At 65.7% G+C, this 24,875-nt stretch carries 24 protein-coding genes; 11 read left to right on the forward strand and 13 right to left on the reverse strand.

Features of this window, described 5'->3' with window-relative positions; all coding sequences use genetic code 11:
• Together A5708_RS03660 and A5708_RS03665 are read right to left on the reverse strand one after the other, a co-directional pair.
• Positions 1-1,048, reverse strand: a 1,048-nt coding sequence (locus A5708_RS03660; protein ID WP_155765875.1) for a flavin-containing monooxygenase, incomplete at its 3' end; no start/stop codon positions are given.
• Positions 1,041-1,493, reverse strand: a complete 453-nt coding sequence (locus A5708_RS03665; RefSeq protein ID WP_065027322.1) for a nuclear transport factor 2 family protein — start codon at positions 1,491-1,493, stop codon at positions 1,041-1,043. The genes A5708_RS03665 and A5708_RS03660, both read right to left, overlap by 8 nt.
• 85 nt (positions 1,494-1,578) lie before the next feature.
• On the opposite strand from A5708_RS03665, the gene A5708_RS03670 reads away from it, so the two are divergent.
• From A5708_RS03670 to A5708_RS03690, 5 genes are all read left to right on the forward strand, one after another.
• Positions 1,579-2,586 (forward strand): Rieske 2Fe-2S domain-containing protein, encoded by a 1,008-nt coding sequence (locus A5708_RS03670; protein ID WP_065027323.1) that lies wholly within the window; start codon positions 1,579-1,581, stop codon positions 2,584-2,586.
• Positions 2,583-3,212 carry a cysteine hydrolase gene (locus tag A5708_RS03675; RefSeq protein WP_065027324.1) on the forward strand — a complete coding sequence of 210 codons (630 nt, stop codon included), beginning with the start codon at positions 2,583-2,585 and terminating at the stop codon, positions 3,210-3,212. The genes A5708_RS03670 and A5708_RS03675 overlap by 4 nt, the downstream gene beginning before the upstream one ends.
• A complete protein-coding gene (locus A5708_RS03680) occupies positions 3,209-3,829 on the forward strand; it encodes a PaaI family thioesterase (protein WP_065027325.1) in 621 nt (206 codons plus the stop codon). The genes A5708_RS03675 and A5708_RS03680 overlap by 4 nt, the downstream gene beginning before the upstream one ends.
• Positions 3,830-3,837: 8 nt before the next feature.
• Entirely contained in the window at positions 3,838-5,490 is a 1,653-nt protein-coding gene (locus A5708_RS03685) for an acyl-CoA synthetase (protein WP_065027326.1), read from the forward strand.
• Positions 5,491-5,787: 297 nt separating this feature from the next.
• Positions 5,788-6,612, forward strand: coding sequence for an SDR family NAD(P)-dependent oxidoreductase (locus tag A5708_RS03690; RefSeq protein ID WP_065027426.1), 825 nt, complete (start codon positions 5,788-5,790; stop codon positions 6,610-6,612).
• On the opposite strand, the gene A5708_RS03695 is transcribed toward A5708_RS03690, so the two are convergent.
• Positions 6,596-8,089 (reverse strand): aldehyde dehydrogenase family protein, encoded by a 1,494-nt coding sequence (locus A5708_RS03695; RefSeq protein ID WP_081292806.1) that lies wholly within the window; start codon positions 8,087-8,089, stop codon positions 6,596-6,598. The genes A5708_RS03690 and A5708_RS03695 overlap by 17 nt on opposite strands.
• A gap of 125 nt (positions 8,090-8,214) precedes the next feature.
• Between A5708_RS03695 and A5708_RS03700 the strand changes: the two genes are divergently transcribed.
• From A5708_RS03700 to A5708_RS03710, 3 genes are read left to right on the forward strand one after another with little or no spacing between them, the layout of a single operon-like run.
• Positions 8,215-9,423, forward strand: a complete 1,209-nt coding sequence (locus A5708_RS03700; RefSeq protein WP_065027327.1) for a cytochrome P450 — start codon at positions 8,215-8,217, stop codon at positions 9,421-9,423.
• Between the two features lie 22 nt (positions 9,424-9,445).
• A complete protein-coding gene (locus A5708_RS03705) occupies positions 9,446-10,660 on the forward strand; it encodes a CaiB/BaiF CoA transferase family protein (protein ID WP_065027427.1) in 1,215 nt (404 codons plus the stop codon).
• 60 nt (positions 10,661-10,720) lie between these two features.
• A complete protein-coding gene (locus tag A5708_RS03710) occupies positions 10,721-11,866 on the forward strand; it encodes a thiolase family protein (RefSeq protein WP_065027328.1) in 1,146 nt (381 codons plus the stop codon).
• A gap of 67 nt (positions 11,867-11,933) precedes the next feature.
• Here the strand turns inward: A5708_RS03710 and A5708_RS03715 are convergent, their stop codons facing one another.
• Genes A5708_RS03715 through A5708_RS03740 form a run of 6 tightly spaced genes read right to left on the reverse strand, consistent with a single transcriptional unit; the run spans position 11,934 to position 18,744 of the window.
• On the reverse strand, positions 11,934-13,133 hold the full coding sequence (locus tag A5708_RS03715; RefSeq protein WP_065027329.1) for an acyl-CoA dehydrogenase family protein: 1,200 nt from the start codon (positions 13,131-13,133) through the stop codon (positions 11,934-11,936).
• Positions 13,134-14,180, reverse strand: a complete 1,047-nt coding sequence (locus tag A5708_RS03720) for an acyl-CoA dehydrogenase family protein (RefSeq protein WP_065027330.1) — start codon at positions 14,178-14,180, stop codon at positions 13,134-13,136.
• A gap of 2 nt (positions 14,181-14,182) precedes the next feature.
• Entirely contained in the window at positions 14,183-15,013 is an 831-nt protein-coding gene (locus A5708_RS03725) for an amidohydrolase family protein (RefSeq protein ID WP_065027331.1), read from the reverse strand.
• On the reverse strand, positions 15,010-16,635 hold the full coding sequence (locus A5708_RS03730) for an acyl-CoA synthetase (RefSeq protein WP_065027332.1): 1,626 nt from the start codon (positions 16,633-16,635) through the stop codon (positions 15,010-15,012). The genes A5708_RS03725 and A5708_RS03730 overlap by 4 nt, the downstream gene beginning before the upstream one ends.
• 31 nt (positions 16,636-16,666) lie before the next feature.
• Positions 16,667-17,869 (reverse strand): amidohydrolase family protein, encoded by a 1,203-nt coding sequence (locus A5708_RS03735; RefSeq protein WP_065027428.1) that lies wholly within the window; start codon positions 17,867-17,869, stop codon positions 16,667-16,669.
• A gap of 29 nt (positions 17,870-17,898) precedes the next feature.
• Positions 17,899-18,744, reverse strand: a complete 846-nt coding sequence (locus A5708_RS03740; protein WP_065027333.1) for an enoyl-CoA hydratase — start codon at positions 18,742-18,744, stop codon at positions 17,899-17,901.
• Positions 18,745-19,090: 346 nt separating this feature from the next.
• On the opposite strand from A5708_RS03740, the gene A5708_RS03745 reads away from it, so the two are divergent.
• A complete protein-coding gene (locus A5708_RS03745) occupies positions 19,091-19,330 on the forward strand; it encodes a CsbD family protein (protein WP_065027334.1) in 240 nt (79 codons plus the stop codon).
• A 61-nt stretch (positions 19,331-19,391) separates the two neighbouring features.
• Here A5708_RS03745 and A5708_RS03750 read toward each other — a convergent pair whose 3' ends face one another.
• Both A5708_RS03750 and A5708_RS03755 read right to left on the reverse strand, forming a co-directional pair.
• Positions 19,392-20,408, reverse strand: a complete 1,017-nt coding sequence (locus A5708_RS03750) for a dihydrodipicolinate synthase family protein (protein ID WP_065027335.1) — start codon at positions 20,406-20,408, stop codon at positions 19,392-19,394.
• 44 nt (positions 20,409-20,452) lie between these two features.
• Positions 20,453-21,250: an SDR family NAD(P)-dependent oxidoreductase gene (locus tag A5708_RS03755; protein ID WP_065027336.1), complete on the reverse strand. Its 798-nt coding sequence runs from the start codon at positions 21,248-21,250 to the stop codon at positions 20,453-20,455.
• Between the two features lie 193 nt (positions 21,251-21,443).
• Between A5708_RS03755 and A5708_RS03760 the strand changes: the two genes are divergently transcribed.
• The gene (locus A5708_RS03760) at positions 21,444-22,256 is read left to right on the forward strand and encodes a TetR/AcrR family transcriptional regulator (protein WP_065027337.1); all 813 of its coding nucleotides are present in this window, start codon (positions 21,444-21,446) and stop codon (positions 22,254-22,256) included.
• A 19-nt stretch (positions 22,257-22,275) separates the two neighbouring features.
• On the opposite strand, the gene A5708_RS03765 is transcribed toward A5708_RS03760, so the two are convergent.
• Together A5708_RS03765 and A5708_RS03770 are read right to left on the reverse strand one after the other, a co-directional pair.
• A complete protein-coding gene (locus A5708_RS03765; RefSeq protein ID WP_065027338.1) occupies positions 22,276-23,184 on the reverse strand; it encodes an enoyl-CoA hydratase/isomerase family protein in 909 nt (302 codons plus the stop codon).
• Positions 23,181-23,876, reverse strand: a complete 696-nt coding sequence (locus A5708_RS03770; RefSeq protein ID WP_065027339.1) for a hypothetical protein — start codon at positions 23,874-23,876, stop codon at positions 23,181-23,183. Before A5708_RS03770 ends, A5708_RS03765 begins: the two co-directional genes overlap by 4 nt.
• A gap of 173 nt (positions 23,877-24,049) precedes the next feature.
• Between A5708_RS03770 and A5708_RS03775 the strand changes: the two genes are divergently transcribed.
• A complete protein-coding gene (locus A5708_RS03775; protein ID WP_065027429.1) occupies positions 24,050-24,871 on the forward strand; it encodes an enoyl-CoA hydratase/isomerase family protein in 822 nt (273 codons plus the stop codon).
• Positions 24,872-24,875: the final 4 nt, after the last annotated feature.

Consider the following 24,875-nt stretch of genomic DNA (forward strand, 5'->3'; position numbering starts at 1 on the left):
GGGTTACTACGAGACATTCAACCGGGACAACGTCACCCTGGTCGATGATCGGTCGCTTGCACGCGAAGGGATGCACCGGCACCAACGACGCCGCGGTGTCCGGGTCCTTGACGATCCGGGCCACCGCCTCGCCGTACAGTGCGGCGGCCATCCGGTTGGCCTCGATGTCGAAGAAGATGTCGCCCCAGTTCAACGCGCCCATCACGCCGTCCTCTTCGATGGCACGCAGCTGTTCTTCGCGAGTCGCCGACTTCAGCGGCGGCCTGCCGAGCATCTCGAGCAGCACGGAGAAGGCGCTCAACCGGGCGGCCCCGATCGGGTGGGCGCGCTGGGCCGCCCGGATGTCGCCGTAGCGCGCCTTCATGTCGTCGAGTTCGCCCGGTTCGAAGCGGTGCACCCGCCAAGGCAGGGTGTATGCCGGCGAGCGCTGAAACACCGAGAGGTGCAGGGCCTCTCGGGCAACCACCGGGATGAGCTGAACGCCGGTCGAGCCGGTGCCGATGACGCCGACGCGCTTGCCGGTGAGGTCGACGCCGCCCTCGGGCCAGCGGCTGGTGAACAGTGAGGTCCCGGCAAAGGTGTCCATTCCGGGGATGTCGGGTTCCAGCGGTACCGACAGGATGCCGGAGGCGGCGACGACGAACGGCACCCGGAACGCGTCGCCTGCTTCGGTGCGCACCAGCCACACGCCGGCTTCTTCGTCGAAGGTCATCGCGACGACCTTGGTGCCGAATTGGATGTCGCGACGGAGGTCGAGCCGGTCGGCCACGAAGTTGAGGTAGGCCTCGATCTCGGGCTGGGCCGGCATCGACTCGGTCCAAACCCACTCCTGCTGAATCTCCTCGGAGAAGCTGTAGGAGTATTCGATGCTTTCGATGTCACACCGCGCACCCGGGTAGCGGTTGAAAAGCCAGGTGCCACCGACGTTTTCTGCCATCTCCAGCACTCGGGTGCGCATTCCGAGTTGCCGCAGCCGGTGCAGCATGTACAACCCGGAGAATCCCGCACCGATGACGAGCACATCGAAGGGGGTATCGGATTCAGCCATCGTCACCACCGGTGATTTTGAGGATGGTTCGGGTGAGGTGCAGGCTCTTGATCCGCCATGACCCGTCCCGCTTCTCGTAGGTCTCGTGATAGTGGCCGGCGCCGTACAACTCGCGGCCGTCACCGAAGATCAGCAGGTCCTCCATCGCCCAGATACCGGCCGCGGTGGTGGCCGAGGTGAGCGTGAGCTCCGGCGAGTGACAGTGATGCTTGGTCACCACGTTCTCGAGGCCGCCCATCACCATCGGGACGAAGTTGTCGACGCCCTCGATCGGTGCAGCGGTCATGGGATCGGCGCCGGCGGTGGACACCGCCATGTCCAGGGTGACCACGACATCGGCGGCGAATACGTCACGCCACGCCCCGACGTCTTTGGTGTCCAGGAAACGGCAGTAGCGCGCCTTCTGTTGCCGGAGGGCTTCCAGCTCGTCAGCCGCCTCAGTCATCGCACTCCCTTGCCGCTTACGGACTTGACTGCTGAAATCTATACTGTAATGGACTTAGTATCTATCAGGAATCGAGAGGCTTCGCGTGAAAGTCCCGTTCACCTGGAAAGTCACCGGCTGGTTCATGGTCGGCTGGTCTCCAGAGTTTCCCGTCGGCGAGGTCCGGCCGCTGCACTATTTCGGCGAGGATCTGGTCGCCTACCGGGATGAGCAGGGTGAGTTGCACGTCTTGGAAGCACATTGCAAGCACCTGGGCGCGCACATCGGTCACGGCGGCAAGGTAGTCGGCGACTGCGTCGAGTGCCCCTTCCACGGCTGGCGCTGGGGTCCGGACGGCACCAACCGATACATCCCCTATCAGCCGGACCGGCCCAACCGCGGGCTACGGCTCAAGGTGTTTCCCGTGCAGGAGCAGTACGACTGCGTGTTCGTCTGGCACCACCCGGACGGCAAGGAGCCGCAGTGGCAGATGCCGGACATCTTTCACAAGTTCCCGCAGTTCGAGACGGACCCGGCGGCGTATTACCGGGCGTACCCGGAGTTCTCCCGGCGCGCGGAGCGCGAACCGGTGCATCCGCAGATCGTCGCCGAGAATGCCCCCGACAGCGCGCATTTCGAATACGTGCACCACGCCACCGTGACGCCGCGGGTGCTGGACTGGAAGATCGTCGACCAGGAATGGCAGTTCATCGCGGGCTGGCCGGACGCGCGCAGTGACGACCCCGAGGACCTCGCGTTGCGGTTCCACAGCCACCTGTTCGGCCTCGGCGGAGCGATCAGCGTCTTCGAGGGCGCGCAGAATCATCGGCTGATCTTCACCTGCACACCGGTCGACGACGAATGCTCGGACCTGTTCTACTCGATCTGGTGGCCGCGGCTCCGCGGCGATACCGCGGATGTTCCCGAAGGCACACTGCGCGACGTCATCGAAAAGCAATTCCTGTCCACCGTGTTCGACGATCTGCAGATCTGGCGCTACCAGAAGTACGTGGAACACCCCGCGTTGTCGAAAGTCGATGCGAAAGGCTATATGGCGCTGCGGAAGTGGGCGACGCAGTTCTATGACGTCGCCCCGGTGGACTCCCCCGCATGACGGACCGGCTGGCCGGACTGGCCGCACCCGAGCACACCGCGATCGTCACCCAGGAGTGCCAGGGCGCGGTGATGGGCCCCGACGCCGGACTGGCGATGCTCGCCGAGGAGGCCCGCCGCGAGGCGCTGCCCAACATCGCGCGTCTGCTGCCGGTGGCCAGGGCGGCCGGGGTGCGGGTCGTGCACTGCCTGGTGCAGCGGCGGCCCGACGGGCTCGGCTCCAACCACAACGCGAAGATCTTCGCGTTGGGCGGCGGCGACAAGGTGGACATCGCGCCCGGCACGCCGGGTGCGAAGCTGCTTCCCGAATTGGGGCCGGAGCCTTCGGATTTGGTGTTGTGCCGGTGGCACGGCGTGGGCCCGATGGGCGGCACGGACCTGGATGCGGTGCTGCGCAATCTCGGGGTGTCGACCATTGTCGTGGTGGGTGTTTCGCTGAACATCGCGATTCCCAACCTCGTCATGGATGCCGTCAACGCCGCCTACCGGGTGGTCGTCCCCCGCGACGCGGTGGCCGGCGTACCCGCCGACTATGGTGCAGCGATGATCGCGAACACCCTGTCGCTGCTGGCCTCGATCACCAGCACCGACGATCTGCTCCGGGCCTGGGACGAAGGAACGCGATGACCGAAACTGCGCCGGAAGTTCGAGGCGGATTCCCCGACGTCAGACCCGTCGAGGACGCACCCGCGGAACTGGGCCCGTTCGTCGCCGCGCTGCGCCGGCTGCAGGACCTGACCGTGTCCACCAGGCCCGACCCCGCGCTGTGGGCCGCCGCGACCGTGCACCTGGAGAACGCCTGCGCGCTGCTGGACGGCCACCAGGTCCCCGAGACCGAGGCGGTGGCCGGCCGCGTGCTGAGCCTGCCGGGGTTGGCCCATCCGCTGATACCGCCCTGGATGGTGACGGAGTCCGGTCCCGACGGCGTGCGGATGGCCGGCCATTTCAGCACCGCTCACATCGGTGGGAACCGGGCCGTGCACGGCGGCATGATCCCGCTGTTCTACGACTGGCTGTTCGGCATGGTCGTGACGGCCGCAGACATCCGGCCGACGCGCACCGCCTACCTGCACGTCGAATTCCGCAGCATCACACCCATTGACCAGCCACTGACCGCCCGCGGCCGCATCACAAACGTCGACGGCAGGAAGGTTTTCATTGACGCTACTATGATAGCCGCCGATGGAACCTTGCTCAGCGAAGCCAACGGCCTGATGGTTCGTTTGTTACCCCACCAGCCGTGAGAGGCACGATGTCCGACACCACAACAACATTCACGGTTCCGGCCGTCGCGAAGGCCGTCGCCGCCGCGATCCCCGATCGGGAGCTGATCATCCAGGGGGACCAGCGCTACACCTACCGGCAGGTGATCGAGCGCTCCAACCGGCTGGCCGCGTATCTGCACGCGCAGGGATTGGGTTGCCACACCGAGCGCTCGGCGCTGGGTGGCCACGAGGTGGGCCAAGACCTGCTGGGCCTTTACGCCTACAACGGGAACGAATTCGTCGAGGCGTTGCTGGGCAGCTTCGAAGCACGAGTCGCCCCGTTCAACGTCAACTTCCGCTACGTGAAGAGCGAGCTGCAGTACCTGCTGGCGGATTCCGGGGCGACCGCGCTGCTCTATCACGCCGCGTTCGCGCCGCGGGTGGCCGAGATCCTGCCGGATCTGCCACAGCTGCGCGTGCTCATCCAGATCGCCGACGACTCGGGCAACGACTTAGTCGAGGGCGCAGTCGATTATGAGGCCGCCCTGGCGTCGGTGTCCCCGGAACCGCCGCCGGTCCAGCACTCCGCCGACGACCTGTACGTTCTGTACACCGGTGGCACGACGGGCATGCCGAAGGGCGTGTTGTGGCGCCAGCACGACATTTTCATGACGTCCTTCGGCGGCCGGAATCTGATGACGGGTGAGCCGTCCAGCTCCCTCGAGGAGATCGTCGAACGCGCCGCGTCGGGCCCGGGCACCAAGCTGATGATCCTGCCCCCGCTGATCCACGGCGCCGCCCAGTGGAGTGTGATGACCGCGATCACGACGGGGCAGTCCGTCGTCTTTCCGACGGTGGTCGATCACCTGGACGCCGACGACGTGGTGCGCACCATCGAGCGGGAAAAAGTCATGGTGGTCACCGTGGTGGGCGATGCGATGGCGCGCCCCTTGGTCGCCGCGATCGAGAAGGGGACCGCCGACGTGTCGTCGCTGGCGGTCGTCGCCAACGGTGGTGCGCTGCTGACCCCGTACGTCAAGCAGCGCTTGATCGAAACGCTGCCGAACGCCGTTGTGGTCGATGGCGTCGGCTCGTCCGAGACCGGGGCGCAGATGCACCACATGTCGACGTCGGGAGCGGTGGCCACCGGCACGTTCAACGCCGGACCGGACACTTTCGTGGCGGCCGAGGACCTGACGGCAATCCTGGAGCCGGGCCACGACGGGATGGGCTGGCTGGCGCAGCGGGGCTACGTTCCGCTCGGTTACAAGGGCGATGCGGCCAAAACGGCCAAGACATTTCCGGTGATCGACGGCGTCCGGTACGCCGTCCCCGGTGACCGCGCGCGGCACGGCACCGACGGCTCCATCGAACTGCTGGGCCGGGATTCGGTGACCATCAACTCCGGGGGCGAGAAGATCTTCGTCGAGGAGGTCGAGACGGCCATCGCGTCGCATCCCGCGGTGGCCGACGTGGTGGTCGCCGGTCGGCCGAGCGAGCGGTGGGGCCAGGAGGTCGTCGCCGTGGTGGCGCTCGCACCGGGAGCCAGCGCCGAATCCGACGAACTGGTGGCGCACGCCGCGCAGACGCTGGCGCGCTACAAACTGCCCAAAGCGATCGTGTTCCGTTCGGTCATCGAGCGCAGTCCGTCGGGTAAGGCCGACTACCGGTGGGCGCGCGAGCAGGCGGTGAGCGGCTGACCGGTGATCCCGGCCGCCCGCCGCGGGAAGGCGTAGCTGATGTCGTTGCTGCAAAAGTACGACGGCATCCACTGACGTGCGCGCCGCCGCGGATCAGGTCGATGCCGCCATCCCCGACGTCACAACGCGTCTCACCGAAACGTTCCGGATGTGCGTGCCGCTGCCGTTGGCGCCGTGGCCTTCGAGCATCTGTCCTTGTTCGTCCGGGATCGTCGCCGGGATCTGCAGAACGACCTCGACGTCTCGGTGGACTGGATCCGCAGGATTGTCGAGAAGGAGTGAATGCGTGAGGAACTCATGAAGTACCAAGGTCGTGTCGCAGTGGTCACGGGTGCCGGCTCCGGCATCGGCCGCGCCCTGACCCAGGCGCTTACCCGGGATGGGGCGCACGTCGCGGCATCCGACATCGACCCGAACGGCCTGGCCGAAACCCAGGCCGCGTGTCCGCCCGGGCAGGTCACCACGTACCGCGTCGACGTCGCCGACCGCGATGCGGTGCTGGGTTTCGCCGACCACGTGCGCGAGCAGCACGGGCCCGCGTCGCTGGTGTTCAACAACGCCGGAGTCGACCTGTTCGCCGGCGTGGCGGACATGTCCTGGAAGGACTTCGACTGGCTGATGGGCATCAACGTCGGCGGCGTCGTCAACGGGACCAAAGCCTTTCTGCCACAGCTCATCGAAGCGGGTACGACGCAACGGCCCGCCAGGTTGATCAACCTGTCCAGCGCCTTCGGGCTGATCGCGGTTCCCTACCAAGGCGCCTACAGCATGTCCAAGTTCGCGGTGCGCGGCCTCACCGAGGCGCTGCGGCAGGAGATGATCATGGAAAGGCGTCCGGTGACCGTGCACTGCGTGCATCCCGGTGTCGTGCGTACCAACTTCGGGGCCAACATGCGCACAGCGGACACCGAGGATCCCGAGATGGCGACCAAGATGTTCGATCGCGCGGCCCTGACGTCCGCCACCAAGGCCGCCCAGTTGATTCTGCGCGGGGCCGAGAAGAACCGCGCCCGCATCCTTATCGGAGCCGACGGCCGCGTGATGGCGGCGATGCCACGCCTACTCGGCGCGGGATACGAGGGCCTGTTGGCCAGGGCCGGGAAACTCACCGACTCGCGCTGAGCCGGCGGCGGTTGCGGGCCTTCGTTATTCGCATCATCACGTCGGCGCCCAGCCGCAACGACCGGCCGAACGGCGGCGCCGCGTTTCCGGTGATGCTGAACGGCAGATCGTTGCCCACCACGGTGCGGTGATGGCTGAAGGTGTCGAAACCGGCCTTGCCATGGTAGGCGCCCATCCCGCTGCGGCCCACACCCCCGAACGGTGCCGCAGACGGGATCATCTGTGCCGCAAAGTCATTGCGGGCGACACCGCCGCTGCGGGTGCTGCGAACAAAGGTGCGGAAGTCCGCATCGTCGGGTCCATACCAGTACGCCACCAACGGCGCCGGCCGGTCGTTGATGTAGTCGATGGCCTCCGTCAGCCCCGAGTACGCCTTGACCACGAGGACCGGACCGAAGATCTCCTCGCTCGCGATCTTCATGCGCTCGTCGACATCTCGGACGATCGTGGGTGCGATCTTGCGCGAGGCCCGGTCCGGTAGCGACTCCCCCGCCGGCGCAATGGTTTCCACGCCGGCTCCCTTGTCTCGGGCATCCTCGATCAGCCCGACGACGCGGTCGAAATTCGCCTGATTGACACTCGAGCAGTAGTCCTCGTTCGACACGATGCTTCCGAACATGTCGCGCAGGGTATTCCGGGCGACGTCGACGAAGGCGTCCAGCCGCCCCTCGGGCACGAACACATAGTCGGGGCATACGCAGACCTGCCCCCCGTTGACCATGCGGGCCTGCGCGATCCGTCTCGCCGCCCGGCGGATGTCGGCGTCCGGTGCGACGACGACGGGATTCTTCCCGCCGAGCTCCAGCGTCACCGGGACGAGATGCTGCGCCGCCGACCTTTGCACCAGGGCCCCGACCGACGGTGAGCCGGTGAAGAAGAGGTGGTCGAACGGCAAGGCGGCAAAGGCGGCCGCCACGTCGGGACCGCCGGTGACTACGTGCAGCTCGTCCGATTCGAAGTACCGGGGTGCCAGCGACGCCATCAGGTCGGCGGTGTGCGAGGTGACCTCCGACATCTTGACCATTGCCCGGTTGCCGGCCGCGAACGCGGTGGCGGCGGGCAGGACAACGAGATTGAGCGGGAAGTTCCACGGCCCGATGATCCCGATCACCCCGAGTGGTGACGGCTGGACCTCGGCCCGCAGGCCGCACAGCCGCGCCGTGCGCATCAGCTTGCTTGGCCGCATCCATTGAGCGGCATGCGATCTGGTGTGCTCGATGACCGAGAGCATCCCGATGACCTCGGTGAACAGGGTGGCCGCCCTGGAACGCGTGCCGAAGTCGGCCGCCATGGCGTCCACGAACGCGTCGGTGTTGTCCAGAACCAGCGCCATCAACCGGTCGATGCGGTTGCGCCGCGCCGCCAGGCTGGGCGGCCCCTCATTCAGGAAGGCACGCCGTTGCCGCTGCAGGATCGCATCCAGCTCAGCGGTCCGCTGTTCGGCAGTGCCGTGAGCGCGTTCGTCGAGTGTGCTCATGAATCACCTTCGGTGTCCGGACCGGCGAGCGACCTCGCGTGGTCATGCCCATATTGCCTACTGTAATAATTACAGTACGATCTTACGAAGCAAGTGTTCGATCGTGCTGAGATCTGGGAGATCAGGTGACGACCAACGTTCACACCGCCGCCGGTGCCGGCGACGAAACCGTCAGCCTGCGTGACCCCTACCCGTTCTTCGCCCGCAAGCGGCGCGAGGCCGGCGTGTTCGCCGGCACGGTGATGGACTACTCCAAGACGCCAGAGTCCCTGATGCCCAAGCAGGAGTACTCGGCGATGTCGTTCGACGCGGTCAACACGGTGTTCCGGGACGGCCGGGTGTTCAGTTCCAAGCCGTACGACAAGACCATCGGCCTGTTCATGGGTCCGACGATTCTGGCGATGGCGGGCAAGAAGCACCGCGAACACCGCAACCTGGTTTCCGCCGCGTTCAAGTCCAAGGCGCTGGCCCGCTGGGAGCCCACCATCGTGCGGCCGATCTGCAATGGCCTGATCGACGAGTTCATCGAGACCGGTCGCGCCGACCTGATCCGGAACTTCACCTTCGAATTCCCCACCCGCGTCATCGCCGAGCTGCTGGGATTGCCGGCCGACGACCTGCCGATGTTCCGCAAGCGCGCCGTCCAATTGATCAGCTACCACGTCAATTACGAGGGTGCCTTCGAGGCGTCGGCCGCGCTCAAGGACTACTTCGTCGAACAGATTGAACGGCGCAAGTCCAAGCCCACCGAGGACATCATCGGCGACCTGGTCACTGCGGAGATCGACGGCGAAAAGCTCACCGACGAAGCAATTTACTCGTTCCTGCGGCTGCTGCTGCCCGCCGGCCTGGAGACCACCTATCGCTCGTCGGGGAACCTGCTGTATCTGTTGCTCACCCATCCCGAGCAGTTCGCCGCGCTGCAAGCGAACCGCGACTTGCTTGCGCCGGCCATCGAGGAAGGGTTGCGCTACGAGACGCCGCTGACCGTCGTGCAACGCTTCACGACCGAGGACACCGAGGTGGAAGGTGTGAAGATTCCGGCTCGGTCGGTGATCGGAGTGTGCATCGGTTCGGCCAACCGCGACGAACGGCGCTGGGAACGCTCCGAAGAGTTCGACATCTTCCGCAAGCACGTGCCACACATCTCGTTCGCCGCCGGTGAGCACACCTGCCTGGGTCTGCATCTGGCGCGGCTGGAAACGCGCGTCGCGATGGAATGCCTGCTGGACCGGCTGACCAACGTCACCTTGCTGACCGACGACGACCCGCACATCCACGGTCAGCCATTCCGGTCACCGAATGCGCTTCCGGTGACGTTCGACGCGAAGTAGGGTCGGCGAAATGGTCAAAGTCATGACGGGCTTTCGGGTCCTGGAGCTTGCGCAGTTCACCTTCGTTCCGGCGGCGGGAGCCATCCTGGCCGACTGGGGAGCCGACGTCATCAAAGTCGAACACCCGGCGCGCGGCGACACCCAGCGCGGCTTTTTGAATATGGGTGGCATTCAAGTCGATCCGGAGCGGCACCCGCTGATGGAACATCCCAACCGCGGCAAACGCAGCGTCGGGATCGACGTCTCCACCCCGGGCGGTCAGGAAGTGATTTACGAGCTGGCCAAGACCGCGGACGTGTTCCTCACCAACTACATGCCCGCGCAGCGCCAGAAGCACAAGTTCGACGTGGAGCACATTCGCGCGGTGAACCCGAACATCGTGTACGCCCGCGGCTCGGCCTACGGCGACAAAGGGGCCGAGCGCGATACGGGCGGCTACGACGGCACGGCGTTCTGGACGCGCAGTGGTATCGGGTACGCCCTGACCCCCGAGGAACTGGGCGGCGCACTGGGACAAGGCATTCCGGCATTCGGCGACTCGATCGGCGGCATGTTCATCGCCGGCGGCATCTCGGCCGCGCTGCTGCATCGCGAGCGCACCGGCGAAGCCGTCGAACTGGACGTGTCGCTGCTGAGCACGGCGTGGTGGGCGGCGGGCGCCAGCGTGACGCAGGGCATGGAGACCGGCGAAGTCATGCGCACGCCCATGCCGGGTTCGGGCGCGGCCTCGGTGAATCCTTTCATGGGCAACTACGAAAGCTCCGACGGAGGCACCATCAACCTGTGCATCATCAGCCCGACCGGGCTGATCCGCGACACCTTCGAACACCTGGGCATTCCCGAGGCCGCCGACGATCCCCGCTTTTCCGAGGTGCTCCCGTTGATCCAGAACGCCGACGCGGCCGCCGAACTGATTTCAAAGGCCTTTGCCGGCAAGCCTTTTGACTATTGGCGCCAGCACCTCAAGACCATGAAGGGACAGTGGGCGCCGTTCCAGAGCCTCATCGATCTGGTCGACGACGAGCAGGCGATCGCCAACGACATGATCGCCGAGGTCGAGCTCGCCGGCGGCGGCAAGCCGTTCCGCGTGGTCCGCGGCCCCGTTCAGTTCAACCACGAGCCGTTGACGACGACACGGGCACCGCAGGCCAGCGAGCACACCGAGCTGGTCCTGATGGAGCTCGGCATGGACTGGGACCGCATCGAGGAGCTCAAGAATGCAGGAGCCATTGCGTGAGCTCTTACAGCAACCGCGCAGCGACGATGCAGAGCGAAGCGATGGGGAGGAGCGGCGCCCATGAATGATGTCGCCATCATCGGCGTGGGTTTGCACCCGTTCGGGCGCTTCGAGGGCAAGTCGGCGATGCAGATGGGCGTCGACGCCATTCTCGCCGCGGTCGCCGACGCCGGTATCGCGTGGCGGGACGTCCAGTTCGCCACCGGCGGAAGCTGGACGGTGGCCAACCCGGACGCGATCGTCGGCATGGTCGGCCTGACCGGCATCCCGTTCACCAACGTGTTCAACGCGTGCGCGACCGCCGCCAGCGCCGCCAAGGCGTGCGCCGACGGCATCCGCTTGGGCGACTACGACATCGGGATCGCCATCGGCCTGGACAAGCATCCGCGCGGCGCGTTCACCGAGGACCCCGCCCTGGTGGGAATGCCGCGCTGGTATGCGGAGAACGGACAGTATCTGACGACCCAGTTCTTCGGCATGAAAGCCAACCGCTACCTGCACGATCACGGCGTCTCCCAGCAGACCCTGGCCAAGGTCGCCGCCAAGAATTTCCGCAACGGTGCCATCAACCCCAACGCGTTTCGCCGCAAACCGATCTCCGAAGAAGACATCCTGAACTCGGCGATGCTGAATTATCCGCTGACCCAATACATGTTCTGCGCGCCCGACGAAGGCGCCGCCGCCGTGGTCATGTGCCGAGCGGACATCGCGCACCGCTATACCTCCAAGCCCGTCTATCTGCGGGCGGTGGAGGTGCGCACCCGCCGTTACGGGGCCTACGAGGTGAACACCACCTGCGCGCCGGTGCAAGAAGACCTGGCCCCAACGGTTTACGCCGCCCGGACCGCGTTCGAGAAGGCCGGCATCGCGCCCGACGATGTCGACGTGATCCAGTTGCAGGACACCGACGCCGGCGCCGAGATCATCCACATGGCCGAGTGCGGGTTCTGCGGGCACGGCGATCAAGAGAAGCTCCTGGCCGACGGCGCCACCGAGATCAACGGAGCGATGCCGGTCAACACCGACGGCGGGCTGATCGCCAACGGCGAGCCCATCGGCGCCTCCGGCCTGCGGCAGATTCACGAGATCGTGTGCCAACTCCGCGGTGAGGCGGGCGAACGACAGGTGCCCGGTAACCCGAAGGTGGGGTTCACCCAGCTGTACGGCGCGCCGGGCACCGCCGCGGCGACCATCCTCACGACCTGACGCACGCCGAGCGTGCACCGGCGGCGGCGACACGCCGAAGGCGCCCGCCATCAGTTCACGCTGGGCGCTAGGACGCTTTCTTCGCGACCGGCGCGTACGCCGGCTTGCCCAGGCCCAACATGTATTGCGCGATCATGTTGCGGAACACCTCGAGCGTGCCGCCGTAGATTCCGACCAGCGGGGCGAACCGGTACACGTATTCCGCGGCCCCATTGTCGGCGGCGCCATCGGTGCCCAGGGGCAGCGTGGCCGCGGTGCCGAGGATGTCCATCAGGTCCGGAGAGATGTCACGCATCGTCTGCGCCAGGGCGACGCGCCCGAAGATGCTGGGCGCGCTCAGCGACGCTTCCATCCGCGCGGCGCTGCGCCCCAACCGATATGCCACCGCGGAATCGTCAATCAGCCTGCGTCCGTTCGGATCTCGTTCCGCTACTTTGGCCGCGGCCTTATCCAGGGCGTCGGCCATGAAACCGGCCTGGTGCATCATGATCGACACGTCCTGCAACCCGTCCGGGGCAGCCGCCACCGCGCCGTGCTCGGTGTTGAGGGGCTCACGCAGCACCGTCCATCCCGCGTTCACGTCGCCCAGGCGGTACTTGTCGTCGACGCGCACGTCGCTGTAGTAGACGATGTTGGTGCGGTCACCGTCGACGGTGCGGATGCCCTGAATCTCGATGCCCGCGGAGTTCAGCGGAACCAGGAACATGGTCAGGCTCTTGTGCTTCTGGGCGTCCGGATCGGTGTTGGTGATGAGGAAGACGTACTGGCAGTTGTGCGCTCCGGTGGTGAACATCTTGGAGCCGTTGATAATCCAGCTCGATCCATCCCCTTCCCGCACCGCGCGGGTCTTGCAGGTGGCGATGTCGGATCCGCCCTCGGGTTCGGTGTAGCCCAGGCACAGCCGGACACGCCCGCTGAAGACGCCCGGTAGCACTTCGTCCCGCAACTCGGCAGAGCCGAACCTCGCGACCGAACGGGCCACCATGGCGGTGGTACCCCAGGTCACCCAGGGCACATGCGCGCGCCGCTTCTCCAGCTCCCAGATGCGGCGACGCAGCCGGCTGAAGCCGCCGTCGGCCTCCGGCTTCCATTCGCGCTCAAGGTAACCGGCGGCGCCCAACGCCAGGTGCACCCCTTCGTCGAAATTGTCACCCGTTTCCCGGTCCCGGCGCTTGACGTCTTCCGTCACATGAGTGCGCAGGAAGTCACGCGCTTCGGAGAGGAAGCGTTGATCGTCGTCGGACAGCGTGACCCGTGAGAAATCCACTTAGGCGCCCTTTCCACTTTCGCGTGCGGCGACCAGCTCGCCGATGTACTTGGCGCTGGCGCCGGGATCGCCGCCGGCCAGAGCCCACCCGCGGGCACGCACCAGATACGCGGTCGCTGCGGCCTCCGCCGAAACACCAAGTCCACCTTGGATGTGCACGGCCATGGTCGCGGCCTTCGCCGCCTCCTCCGCCATGAACACGAACGCCGAGGGCGCCAGCTCCGGTCGCTCCTGCGGCTCGTTGTCCAGGAACCAGGCTGCGCGCCGCGCCAGGTTGCGACCGCCCTGCACGGTGATCGCGATGTTGGCCAGCGGGTGCGAGATGCCCTGCAGCGTGGAGATCGGCACACCCAGCGTGTAACGAGTCTTCGCGAACTCGGCCGCGATGGTCATGGTCTCCTCCACCAGGCCCACCAGCGCCGCGGCGCTGAGCACGCGCCACTCATCCAGCGCCCGTTGATATTCCGTCAATGCGCCGGATCCGCTGGCCAGCACGGTGCGGGTGTCGGCGGTCGCCGGGTCCACCCAGGCCATCGGCAACCGGCCGATGTTGTCCACCTTGGTCGGGCGCGTTCCGAAGGTCAACGCGACGACGTCGTCGCCGTCGCGAACGACGATCTGGTCGGCGATCGACCCGGTGGGCAGGAGCCGGGCACCGGAGGCGCTGTCGTGCTGCGGATCGAATGCGGCGAGTCGCTTGCCGTGGACGACGTCGGGCTCGGCCGCGCCGAGCCGCGCGAGCAGCCGTGCGGTGCACACCTGGTCGATCCACGGAACCGGTGCCAGCGACCGGCCGATCTCCTCGGCCACCAGGGTCAGGTCGACGATCGTCGCACCGTCTCCGCCCGCGGATTCCGGGACGGCCATGGTCGTTGCGCCCATGGCGCACAACCGCTCCCACAGGTTCTTGTCGAAGCCGGTTTCCTCGGCGGCTCGCACGGTTTCGATCGAACAATGCGCCTTGAAGAAATCGCGGTAGGCGGCCTGCAGCGCCTCGTGATCCGACGTCAGGCTGTAGTCGAGCCTACGTAGTTCATAGCGGTCCATCCTCAGCCTTCCTCCTGGCCACCGAAGAAGAATTCTCGGGCATTGTTGTAGAGATAGTTGTCGAGCACGTCGGCGGGCAGGTCCAGCGCTGCAGCTTCGGGAACGACGCGGTGCATTTTCAGCACCGGCCAGTCGGAAGCGAAGATGATCTTGTTCGGCCCGCGGGTCCGCATGTAGTGCAACAGGCTGTCCGGCAACCGCTTCGGCGACCACGCCGACGTCATAAACCGCAGGTTGGCGTATTTGATCAACAGCCTGATCGCGACGTCCCACCACGGGTCCGCGCCGTGAATCATGCACAGCTTCAATTCCGGGAATCGCACACAGACCCGGTCCAGGTGGATGGGGTTCTGCACCTCGCCGGGGATGGGGGGCCCGGGAATGCCGGTGTTGATACACAGCGGCAGTTCGAGCTCGGCGCACTTGGTGTACAGCGGATAATAGACGGCGTCGCTGGGCGGGTACTGTCCGTCGCCCCAAAAGCTTGGTCCCACAGCGGCATAGGCGACGGGCAGGTCTTTGACGATGGCCGAGAGTTCGCGCAGGGACGGCATCGGGCGCAGCAGATTCACCCCGCCCATCGCCAGGGCGAAACGATCCGGCTTCTCCTCGACGAATTTGCGCGCGGTCACCGACGGCTTGGCCAGATTGTCCATCAGGATCGCCTTGCGCACGCCCTGGGCGTCCATCTCCTCGAGCAACTTCGACAACTCGACCGGGGCGAACATGGACTCCGGGCCCTTGAAGTAGTCGTCGCGCACCTTGAGCATCCAGCTCGGCTGCTGCTCGGTCTCGCCGAAGTGCACGTTGACCAGGCAATCGATAGCTTTCATGTCGACATCGGCGCCTTTGCTGTTGCGTGACGTTTCGCCCAACGGTAATCGGCCTTGCCGTTGCCCAACCGCTGGACCTGCTCGACGACGAGGAACTCCTTGGGCGCCTTGAACCGTGCCAGTCGCGTTGTGCAGAGTGTGTGCAGCTCCTCGGCGGCCGGCGCGGCTCCATCACGGAGTTCGACGAGGGCGACGAGTTCTTCGCCCCAGCGTTCGCTGGGCCGGCCGACCACCAGCGCGTCGGCGATCGCCGGGTGGGCGCGCAGCACCTCTTCGACCTCCTCGACGAAAACCTTTTCGCCGCCGGTGTTGACCACCAGTGAGTCCCGGCCGTACAACCGCAGCGCGCCGTCGGGCTCCAGCGCGGCCCTGTCACCGGATATCACCACCCGCTTGCCGTCGATCTCGGGGAAGGTCTTGCGGGTCGCTTCGGGATCGTTGAAGTATCCCAGAGGTATTCGCCCTTCCCTGGCGACCCAGCCCACCTCCGACTCGCCGGGTGAAAGAAAGTGGCTGTAATCCTCGGACAGCACCAATCCGCCCTCGCGCAGCGTGAAGGTGTCGGCCTGGGTGCCGCGCCGACTGTGACCGAAGCCCATGTTCCCGGTCTCCGAAGAGCCGTAACCGTTGATAAGGGTGATCTGGGGCAGCAGCTCCAGTAGGGCCTGCTGATATTTAGGATTCGTCGCGGCACCGCCGGTGCCGATGGCGTACAGCGACGACAGCTCGTAGGAACCACCCCGCAACTGCGCCACCAGCGGTGCGGCGTAGGCGTCGCCGACCATGGTCATCATGCCGACCTTCTCGCGCTCGGCCGTCTCCCAGACTATATGCGGATCAAGTCTTTTCGAGGTGTCGTAGAGCACCACGGGGGTGCCTGCCATGATCGCCGCGAACGCCGTCCACATGCCGGCCGCGTGCATCAGCGGCGAGACCGCGAACCACGGGGCACCGGCGTCGCCCCGCACCTTGTCGTGGATCTCCTGGGCACAGGCGTGGTCGGCCCCCACCATCGAGGACACGTAGATGTCGGACTGTCGCCATAGCACGCCCTTGGGGCGGCCGGTTGTGCCTCCGGTGCAGATCATCAGCAGATCGTCCGGGGACGCCGCTACGTGATGGTCGGTATCCCCCTGTGCCAGAGCATCTTCCAACGACACCGCGCCCGGTAACTCCGGGACGCCGCTTCCGTCGTCGACCGACACCAGCACGTCGACGCCTGCGCCCGTCAGCACGTCGGCGAAATTAGCGCCCAGGGCGCGGTGATAGATGACCGCCCGGGGTTTCACATAGTCGAGCAGTTCGCCGACCTCGCGCGGGGTGTAGTAGTAGTTGATGTTCACCGGGACGGTGCGGGCCTTGAGGCAGCCGATGACCATGTCCGGATACAGATCATTGTGCATGACCAGCGCGACCCGGTCCTGCCCGCATTCCCAGTTCTGCAGGGACGCACGTTCGCGATGCGCCCCTAACCCTTTGCCCGCCAGGAAGTTCGCCAGCCGGCGAGTGCGCTCCGCCGACTCGCGGAAAGTGGTGCGGCGGCTGCCGCAAACCGTCATCGTCCGGTCTCCGATGACGTCGGCGATTTCGTCGAGAACCGCCCCGATGGTCCATTCGCTCACGGGCGCAGCCGGCCTTGAGTAATCAAGTCGATCAGGCAGCCGAGCCGACTTGGATGCCGAGGAGGTCTCGCGCGTTGTCGCGCATGATCTTTCGAACGTCGGACTCGCTGAAGCCTTTCAGCTCCTCGGCGAACGATACCGGCGATTCGAGGCCCTCTCCGTGCGGCCAGTCGGAACCGAACAGAATCTTGTCGACGCCGATGGCCTCGGCCAGCTCCGGCAGGTCGTCCTCGTAGTAAGGGGCGATCCACACGTTGTTGCGCAATTGCTGCACCGGGTCTTCTGGGAAGAACTGGGGTTGGGTGTTCGCCGCCTTCTTCAGGCGTTTGATCAGCCGGTGCACGAAGTAGGAGCCGTTCTCGATGCTGACCGCCTTGAGTTTCGGATGACGGGTGAACACCCCGTGCACGATCATCGAGGCCATCGTGTCGTGGATGGCCCGATCGTCGAGGAGAACCTGATCCAGCGGATCCTTGGCCCCGAAGCCCTCGAACGTCGCCTTGCCGCCCCACGCCGCCGCGATGTGCAGATATCCGCTGTCGGACAGGTGGAATCCCACCGGCACCCCCGCCTCGGCCAGCCGGGCCCAGACCGGGTCGTGGCTGGGATCGCCCAGCGACCGCGGCTTGACCAGGCCGGGCACCGGCGCGGGCCGCACCAGCACCAGCTTGGCGCCGCGCGCCAGCACGAATTCGACCTCTTCGACGGCCTTGGCCGGGTCGGCCAGCGAAATGATCGGCGCGGCAATGATTCGGCGATCGGGCCGGTCGAAACCCCAGTCTTCGTCGAGCCACAGATTGAACGCATGCACCGACGCCATCGTCGCCTCGATGTCGTGTTTGAGCGCCTCCTCGACCCCGCATCCGAACGTCGGCAGCATGAACACCGTCTCGATGTCCTGAGTGTCCATCACCGTGATCCGGGCGTCGCGGTTCTGATACTCGGGATGGTCCGCCAGCCGTTCGACCTTCATCAGCGAGGCCGGGTCGACGCCTTCGGGGATCTCGCCGCGGAACAACAGATCGAGGCAGCCCGGCACGATGATCGGATCGAAGGTGGGGTTGGGAATGAAGTGGTTGACGCGGTCCCCGATCACGGCCCACGTCCGCTTGCCCTCATTGACCATCTGGACGCCGCGCCGTTTGAACTTCTTGTCCAGGTGGCGGGTGAACGAGTCCAGCGGCTCGTAGTAGTGATTGTCAACGTCGATCGCCTGGTAACCCAAGTCAGCCATGATCATCCTTTCCGCCATACCGGCGAACACTAAGCGTCGGTCGAATCGAGCGATGGGAATTGCGGCGGCCGCTTCTCGAGAAAACTCGTGATGCCCTCGATCACGTCCGGGCGCGGCATGGCCTCGTGCAACAAAACTTCGGCGAGCGAATTGGCCTGTTCGACGTCGCGGGTCGCGTCGCCGTAGACCTGCCTCTTGATCACCGCCATCGACGCCGGGGAGCAATTGGCGGCGATGTCCTCGGCGTAGTCCAAGGCACGCTTCATCAGACTGTCCGGCGCGACAACCTCTTTCACGAGGCCCAGCTCGGCCGCCTCCTCGGCGAGGAAGGTCCGCCCGCTCAGCAACAGATCGAGGGCCACGCCCCAGTTGGTCAGCCGCGGCAGTATCCAGGAAATCCCGAACTCCGCGATCAGACCGCGGCGCGCGAACACGGCGCCGAACTTCGCGCCGGCGGCCGCGAACCGGACATCGCACATCAGCGCCTGGGTCAGCCCGATGCCGACGCATGCACCGTTGATGGCGGCGATGACGGGCTTGCGCAGCGTCGTGACGAAGTGGGGCGGGCGCTCCCCGACCAGGTCGGCCAGGTTCGTCCGACTCGCCTTCGCCATCGTCTCGCCGTAGCTGGGTGCCGCACTCGGCGCGCCCAAATACGCGCCCGCACAAAACCCCCGGCCGCTGCCGGTCAACACGATGGCCCGGACGGCCGGGTCCTGCTCGGCGCGGTCGATCGCCGCGTAGAACCCGGCGGCGATGTCGGGGCCCCAGGCGTTGAGGCGATCCGGGCGATTGAACGTCAGAATTGCAACACCGGTTTCAGTGGTCTCATATAGCACTGCCTCACCGGTGACCACATGGTCGGCGGCGCTCATCGGACCGTCCCCTCATAGCTGACCAACAGGCGAGTTTGTACCCATACTGTATACCTATCGGTACTGCATTCCACAACCGGCGCCATCCGGTCCTGAAACCCCGACTAAACTGCGATTTTCGGGTGCCGAACCGTCGCTCCAGCCACCCACGAATCGGCGGTCCGGCGGGCGACGAATTTGACGGCGCCGTAACCGAACGCCGGCAATTCTTTTTCGGCGCACAAACGGCCGTCGACGTGGCAAGACTTAATTCCTGTGGTGTGGGACACGTCGAAGCCACGTTTGCATCGGTCGCGCGATCGGGAAACCCAACACAAGCCAGCCGACAATTTGGGAGGTACATGCAATGGTTGACGTCAAGAGCGGTCCGGTCGAATTCGTGCGAGGCATCGTCGAAGATGCCCTCGGCAAGACCAAGCAGGTCATCGGGATCGTCATCGGCAACGACGGCTTGATCGATGAGGGCAAGGCTCAGCAGGACAAGGCGGAAGCACAGCGCAACGCCGGCAAGAAGGAAGCCGCTGCCGAGAAGGCCCGCGGCAAGGCCAAGGCCTACGAGCAGCGTGAGCGGGCCGAGCAGAACTAGACGGCCAGTTTATGGAGCGGGCCCGGTCACCGACCGGGCCCGCTTCGCTGCGTAATCCCGTCTACTGCAACACAGTTTCGAGTAGGCCCAGACGCTGATAGGCGTTCTCGATCTGGGCCTTCGCCTCGGCGGGCAGCTCGGCCTGCGGAGGACGGGAGTGCGGATAGGCCCCGATCGGCAGGCCGAGCAACGACGCGGCGTATTTGAACGCGCCGCCCCAGTGAGTGAAGTAGTCCGCCCGCCCCGGGTAGCACGTCCACCACGATCCGACGTCGAGATCGAATTGGTCCATGCCGGACTCGCGGCCGTAGTCCATGGCCTCCACCAGCTTGTCGCTGCGCACCAACTCCCAGTACTCGGAAAACAAACGCCGCGTTGGTGTTTCGAAAAGATAGCCCGCGGTACCCAATTGCGCCGGGCAGACGATCCCGTCGCGCAGCCAGCCGGCCCGGTACACCGTCTTGTCACATTCCCACACCGCCAGACCGGGCGCCAGTTCATGCAACATCCGGCTGCTCGCCGGCCGGAAGGCGCCCTCCTTGGTGGCGCACACCGCGGGAACCTCGTGGTAGATCCGGGCACTTTCGGCCGGCGTCAGCACATAACCCGACGAAGGCGAATTGAACATGCCCAACGCGATATTCGTGCGCGCCGCCACGTATTCAAAGAAGCGCAGCACGCCGTCGCCGCCGTGCGCCTCCATCATCGGCGTCTGGATGTACGCGATGTCGGCACCCGCCTGCTGGGCGTGCAGCGTCAAGTCCACACAGTCCTTGGCCGACATGGCCGCCGTGCAGGCCTGCACCACCACGTCGGGATTGATGCTGCGCGCCTCCTCGACAGCCACCTCCAGCAGGCGTTTGCGCTCGTCGAGGGTCAGCGACCAGAACTCGGCTATTCCACTGGTGCACCACAACATCGGATGCCCGAGATCACCCACGCAGTAGCGCACCAGCGTCCGGTAGGCGTCCCAGTCGATGTCATCGCCGTCGGGCCCGCAGAACGGGGTGTAGAGGGAGTCACCGATCCCCCGCAATGCGCCGGGCGCCCACGCACGCGCCTCTGCTGCCGTAGCCATAACCGACTCCTTTTGTCTGCCAATCGATTTCTTGGACCCGCGGTTCAGGTGAAGTCTGAGCCGCCATCGACGTTGATGTTGGCTCCGGTCATGTAGGAGTTGCGTCGCGAGGCGAGGAACGCCGCGACCGGGCCGATTTCGTCCGGCAGGCCCGCACGCGGCATGTGCGCGGGATGGCCGAAATGCTTGGCGATGGCCTCCATCAGGGCGTAGAGATCGTTGCCGTCGACCCCCACCGACTTCGCCCAGCCGACCAGGGCTTCCGACGCGATGCTGCCGGGCGACACCACGTTGACCAGGATCTCGTCCTTGGCGAGCAGCAGGGACAGGTTCTTCGAAACGCTGGTCAGCATCGACTTGGCCGCCGTGTAGGCCGGCAGCATGACACTTTGCCGCTGAGTCGAGTGCGCCGAGAAGGTGACGATCCGGGCCCATTGCGCCTTGCGCAACAGTGGCAGCGCGGCGCGCACGCAGCGCACCATCCCCAGCACGCCGTCTTCGACGGACTCACGCCACTGGTCGTCGGTCAGATCTTCGAACGTGCCCGCGGCGCCCGGCCCCACCGTGACGACCAGAGCGTTGAGTTCGCCGTCCCATCGCTGCGCTAGCTCGCCGAACACCGCGCCGACCGCATCGTCGTCCCCGATGTCGGCGGTCAGGCCGACCGCGTCCGGGCTACCGCGTCGGGTGAGATCGGTCACCGCCGCGTCGAGGGCGTCTCGGCTACGCCCGACCACCGCCACCCGGGCGCCTTCGTCGGCGAAACACCGTGCGGTCGCCAATCCCATACCGCGGCTACCGCCGACTACCACCGCAGTGGCATTCCCCAGCCCTAGATCCATTGCTTAATCCGTAGCTCTAGTCTGGTCATTTTCGCCCGTCCAGCCGGTTTACCAAAAAGCCTACGATAGGTATTACAGTAGCAGAGGAAGAATACGACACGTAGGCGTATACGCAGGTCAGAAACGGAAGTGCCGGTAAATTCGACTTTACCGGCAGCACGGCCGCCGGACCACACGCACGAAACAGATTTTGATGGAGGTGCCCGTAGTGGCAAAACAGGCAACCGCCGATAAGCGTCAGCGACGCGAACGCGGGTCCATCAATCCCGATGACATCATCAGCGGCGCATTCGAACTCGCGGAACAGGTGTCGATCGACAACCTGAGCATGCCGCTGCTCGGCAAACATCTCGGTGTCGGTGTGACGAGCATCTACTGGTACTTTCGCAAGAAGGACGACCTGCTCAACGCGATGACCGACCGCGCGCTGAGCAAGTATGTGTTCGCCACCCCCTATGTCGAGGCCAGCGACTGGCGTGAGACGTTGGCCAACCACGCGCGGTTGATGCGTAAGACGTTCATGGGCAACCCAATTCTGTGCGACCTGATTCTGATTCGCGCGGCCCTTTCCCCGAAGGCGGCGCGGATGGGCGCTCAGGAGATGGAGAAGGCGGTTGCCAATCTGGTGCAGGCCGGCCTGTCCCCGGAGGATGCGTTCGACACCTACTCGGCGATTTCGGTTCACGTGCGCGGGTCGGTGGTGCTGCAACGGCTCTACGAAAAGAACCAGTCGTCGGACGTCGGCCCCCGGGCCATCGAAGACGCCGTGTCGATCGATCCGGAAAAGACCCCGCTGCTGGCTCAGGTGACCCGGATAGGTCACCGCATCGGCGCGCCCGATGAAACCAATTTCGAATATGGTCTGACCTGCATTCTCGACCATGCCAGCCGGCTGATCGACGAGAGCAGCGGGTCCAAGGCCGGCAAGGCGGCGCCGTCACGCCAGCCCAAGCCGGCCAAGTCGGCTACCACCCGGAACCGGACCAAGGCGGCAGCGGCCCGCTAACCTGAGCCGAAATAGCCTGTCAGTCTTCGGGTTCAGGTACGTGGAAGTGCTCGTCGCGTAACCGAAATGCCTCCCTGGCGCCATGCCGCGCACGGGTTTTAACGAAGTTGAATTCGTCTGGCCCGAATTGCAGATTGGTGCCGAAGGCATGGAACAGATAGCTGGCGACTTCTTCGCCCTGGTACGCCTGGCTCTGTTCGACCAGCCGGAATGCCTCCTTGGCGATCACGACGCCGTCGGCGGGCATCTTCGCCGCCTTTTCGGCCCAATATCGGGCCCGGGCCGTCACAGCGCCGGGCGCGCAGGTGTCGGTGAAGATTCCGAGGTGCTCGACCTCGGCCGCCTCGATGATGTCGCCGGTCAGCAGCAGGCGCCGAGCCAGTACCGGCCCGAGCCGGTGGAAGAACATGTGCAGGCTGCCGAGTGCGGGCCCGAGGAACCGGGTTGCCGGCATGCCGATCTTGGTGTCGCGCGCGATCACCGAGATGTCGGTCATCAACGCCATCTCGAAGCCGCCGCCGAGGGCGTAGCCGGCGATCTCTCCTACCGTCACCTTCGGGAAGCCCATGAAATTGTGATAGAAGCCAAAAGACTTGCGGTCCACGGTAAGTCGCCGACGCTGACTCGGACGACGCTTGGCCGCCCGGTCGTCGCCGGCCGCCTGGTTCTGTGGCGCGGCGGCGCCGTACCAGCCGTAGGCATTGTTCATGTCGGCTCCGGTGGAAAAGACCCCCTCGGCACCGCGCAGTAACACCACCGTCAGGTCGTCGTCCTCGGCCACCCGGTCCAGACAACGGGCGACGGCCTCACGCATCGACGCGTCATACGAGTTCCGTTGCTTGGGATTGTTCAGCGTGATGGTCGCGATGCGCCGATCGGGATCGACGTCGAAGAGCACCCGATCGTCTGAGCTGCTCGAGGCGGTCATGTATCGGACTCCTTTCGGCGCCTGCCGAATCGCGATCCGGCAAGCTTCTCCGGCCGTGACGCCAACGTGTTGACCTCGCCGGTACACAGGACCTCGTCGTCGAGCAACAGCCGCCCGGTCGACGTGATGCCGCGTTCACCCTCGGAGCGGGTGATGTCGAATCGCAGGTCGGTCAGCACCGGCGTCGGCCGGCGGAAGGTCACCACCAGGGACCGGGTTTTGCCGGACAGGCCGGTGACACAGTTGTGGTGCTGAATGACGCAGTCGAAGAAGACGCCCAGGAATCCGCCGTGCACCAGCCCCGGCGGTCCCTCGTACACAAGCGGGAATTCGACACCGCCCGTTGCGTTCTCGGCATCAAGCCGGTCGAACCGGTATTCGGGAAAGCACGGGTTGTACGCACCGATATCGGTTGCGTGGTTGAGGTAGACGCGGCGGGGATCGTCGGGCCGTTCGCCGATACGCGGAGCATTGTCCGTCGGCGCCGCGGCCGACAGTTCGCCCTCCCATTCGGCGAACTTCTGCAACATCGCATCGACCGCGCGGTGCGGGTGCTCGAGGGAGACCAGCAGCGAGCTCAGGCGCCGCATCGCGGCAGCGGCGGCGACCGTCTGGGCGAGCGGCGCCTCGCCGAACCTGGCGGCGCCATTGCTCGTCGACGCGGGCGCGGCGCGCCCCTCCGACAGTGTCATCGGCGCCCCTCCTCCTCATCGCCGCGCTCTGCATCGTCGCCGGCGCGGCCATGGTTCTCTCTTTCACCCGGGTTGTTTCGCAGGCAGCGTATCCTTGCTAACTTATACAGCGTATCAATCGTATTGCCTACTGTATGGGTAACCGTATCGGCGAAGAAAGGCCGGATTCGACGGTGAGTCAGGGGGCCGACACGGCCGGTGCCGAGGGTTCGGTAACAGCGCACCGCGACGGTGCGGTGTTGCTGGTGACGATCGACCGTCCATCCCGGCGTAATTCGTTGACGCAGTTGATGATCGGGACTCTGGTCGAAACACTGACAGATGCGGCCGCCGACGATTCACTGCGAGTCGTCCACATCCGCGGCGCGGGTGACGACTTCTGTGCCGGTGCCGACTGGGTGGCCGCCAACAATCCGGGCGGGCAGCGTCCCCGCGCCGGTGATCTGGTGCGGCGGATCCCCCACGCCGCGCACCGGGTGATCGAGCTGGTGGCAACCATCCAGCTGCCGGTGGTGTGCAGCGTGCGGGGCTGGGCCGTGGGATTCGGCTGCAACCTCGCGCTGGCGGCCGACTTCACCGTGGCCGCCGACGATGCGGTGTTCTGGGAGCCCTTCATCGATCGCGGGTTCAGCCCGGACTCCGGATCCACCTGGCTGCTGGCCCGGCTCGTCGGCCTGGCGCGGGCCAGGCGCATGCTGCTGCTCGGCGAGAAGGTGAGCGCGCCGGACGCGGCCGATTGGGGATTGATCCACCAGGCGGTAGGCGGCCCGGAGCTCGACCACGCCGCCGAGCAGTTGGTGCGTCGACTGGCCTCCGGACCGACGGCCGCGATCGGCCTGGCCAAACAGGCCGTGAACTTCGGCCAGCATGCGACGCTGAGCCAATCGCTGACCCAGGAGCTGTTCAACCTGGAATTGTCCTGCCGAACAAGCGATTTCAAGGAGGGCTTGGAGGCCTTTCGGCAGCGACGCCCACCGAAGTTCAATGGCCGATGATCGA

Origin of the sequence: Mycobacterium colombiense, assembly GCF_001672755.1 — a bacterium.
Lineage (GTDB): Bacteria > Actinomycetota > Actinomycetes > Mycobacteriales > Mycobacteriaceae > Mycobacterium > Mycobacterium colombiense_C.

Coding starts and splice junctions, on each gene's coding strand:
- A5708_RS03770 (WP_065027339.1), bottom strand. CDS start 23,876: ATGACACTGTCGGAGGGGCGCGCCGCGCCCGCGTCGACGAGCAATGGC.
- A5708_RS03735 (WP_065027428.1), bottom strand. CDS start 17,869: ATGGCTGACTTGGGTTACCAGGCGATCGACGTTGACAATCACTACTAC.
- A5708_RS03740 (WP_065027333.1), bottom strand. CDS start 18,744: ATGAGCGCCGCCGACCATGTGGTCACCGGTGAGGCAGTGCTATATGAG.
- A5708_RS03695 (WP_081292806.1), bottom strand. CDS start 8,089: ATGAGCACACTCGACGAACGCGCTCACGGCACTGCCGAACAGCGGACC.
- A5708_RS03710 (WP_065027328.1), top strand. CDS start 10,721: ATGAATGATGTCGCCATCATCGGCGTGGGTTTGCACCCGTTCGGGCGC.
- A5708_RS03705 (WP_065027427.1), top strand. CDS start 9,446: ATGACGGGCTTTCGGGTCCTGGAGCTTGCGCAGTTCACCTTCGTTCCG.
- A5708_RS03750 (WP_065027335.1), bottom strand. CDS start 20,408: ATGGCTACGGCAGCAGAGGCGCGTGCGTGGGCGCCCGGCGCATTGCGG.
- A5708_RS03680 (WP_065027325.1), top strand. CDS start 3,209: ATGACCGAAACTGCGCCGGAAGTTCGAGGCGGATTCCCCGACGTCAGA.
- A5708_RS03685 (WP_065027326.1), top strand. CDS start 3,838: ATGTCCGACACCACAACAACATTCACGGTTCCGGCCGTCGCGAAGGCC.
- A5708_RS03760 (WP_065027337.1), top strand. CDS start 21,444: ATGGAGGTGCCCGTAGTGGCAAAACAGGCAACCGCCGATAAGCGTCAG.
- A5708_RS03765 (WP_065027338.1), bottom strand. CDS start 23,184: ATGACCGCCTCGAGCAGCTCAGACGATCGGGTGCTCTTCGACGTCGAT.
- A5708_RS03755 (WP_065027336.1), bottom strand. CDS start 21,250: ATGGATCTAGGGCTGGGGAATGCCACTGCGGTGGTAGTCGGCGGTAGC.
- A5708_RS03665 (WP_065027322.1), bottom strand. CDS start 1,493: ATGACTGAGGCGGCTGACGAGCTGGAAGCCCTCCGGCAACAGAAGGCG.
- A5708_RS03675 (WP_065027324.1), top strand. CDS start 2,583: ATGACGGACCGGCTGGCCGGACTGGCCGCACCCGAGCACACCGCGATC.
- A5708_RS03725 (WP_065027331.1), bottom strand. CDS start 15,013: ATGAAAGCTATCGATTGCCTGGTCAACGTGCACTTCGGCGAGACCGAG.
- A5708_RS03720 (WP_065027330.1), bottom strand. CDS start 14,180: ATGGACCGCTATGAACTACGTAGGCTCGACTACAGCCTGACGTCGGAT.
- A5708_RS03690 (WP_065027426.1), top strand. CDS start 5,788: ATGAAGTACCAAGGTCGTGTCGCAGTGGTCACGGGTGCCGGCTCCGGC.
- A5708_RS03745 (WP_065027334.1), top strand. CDS start 19,091: ATGGTTGACGTCAAGAGCGGTCCGGTCGAATTCGTGCGAGGCATCGTC.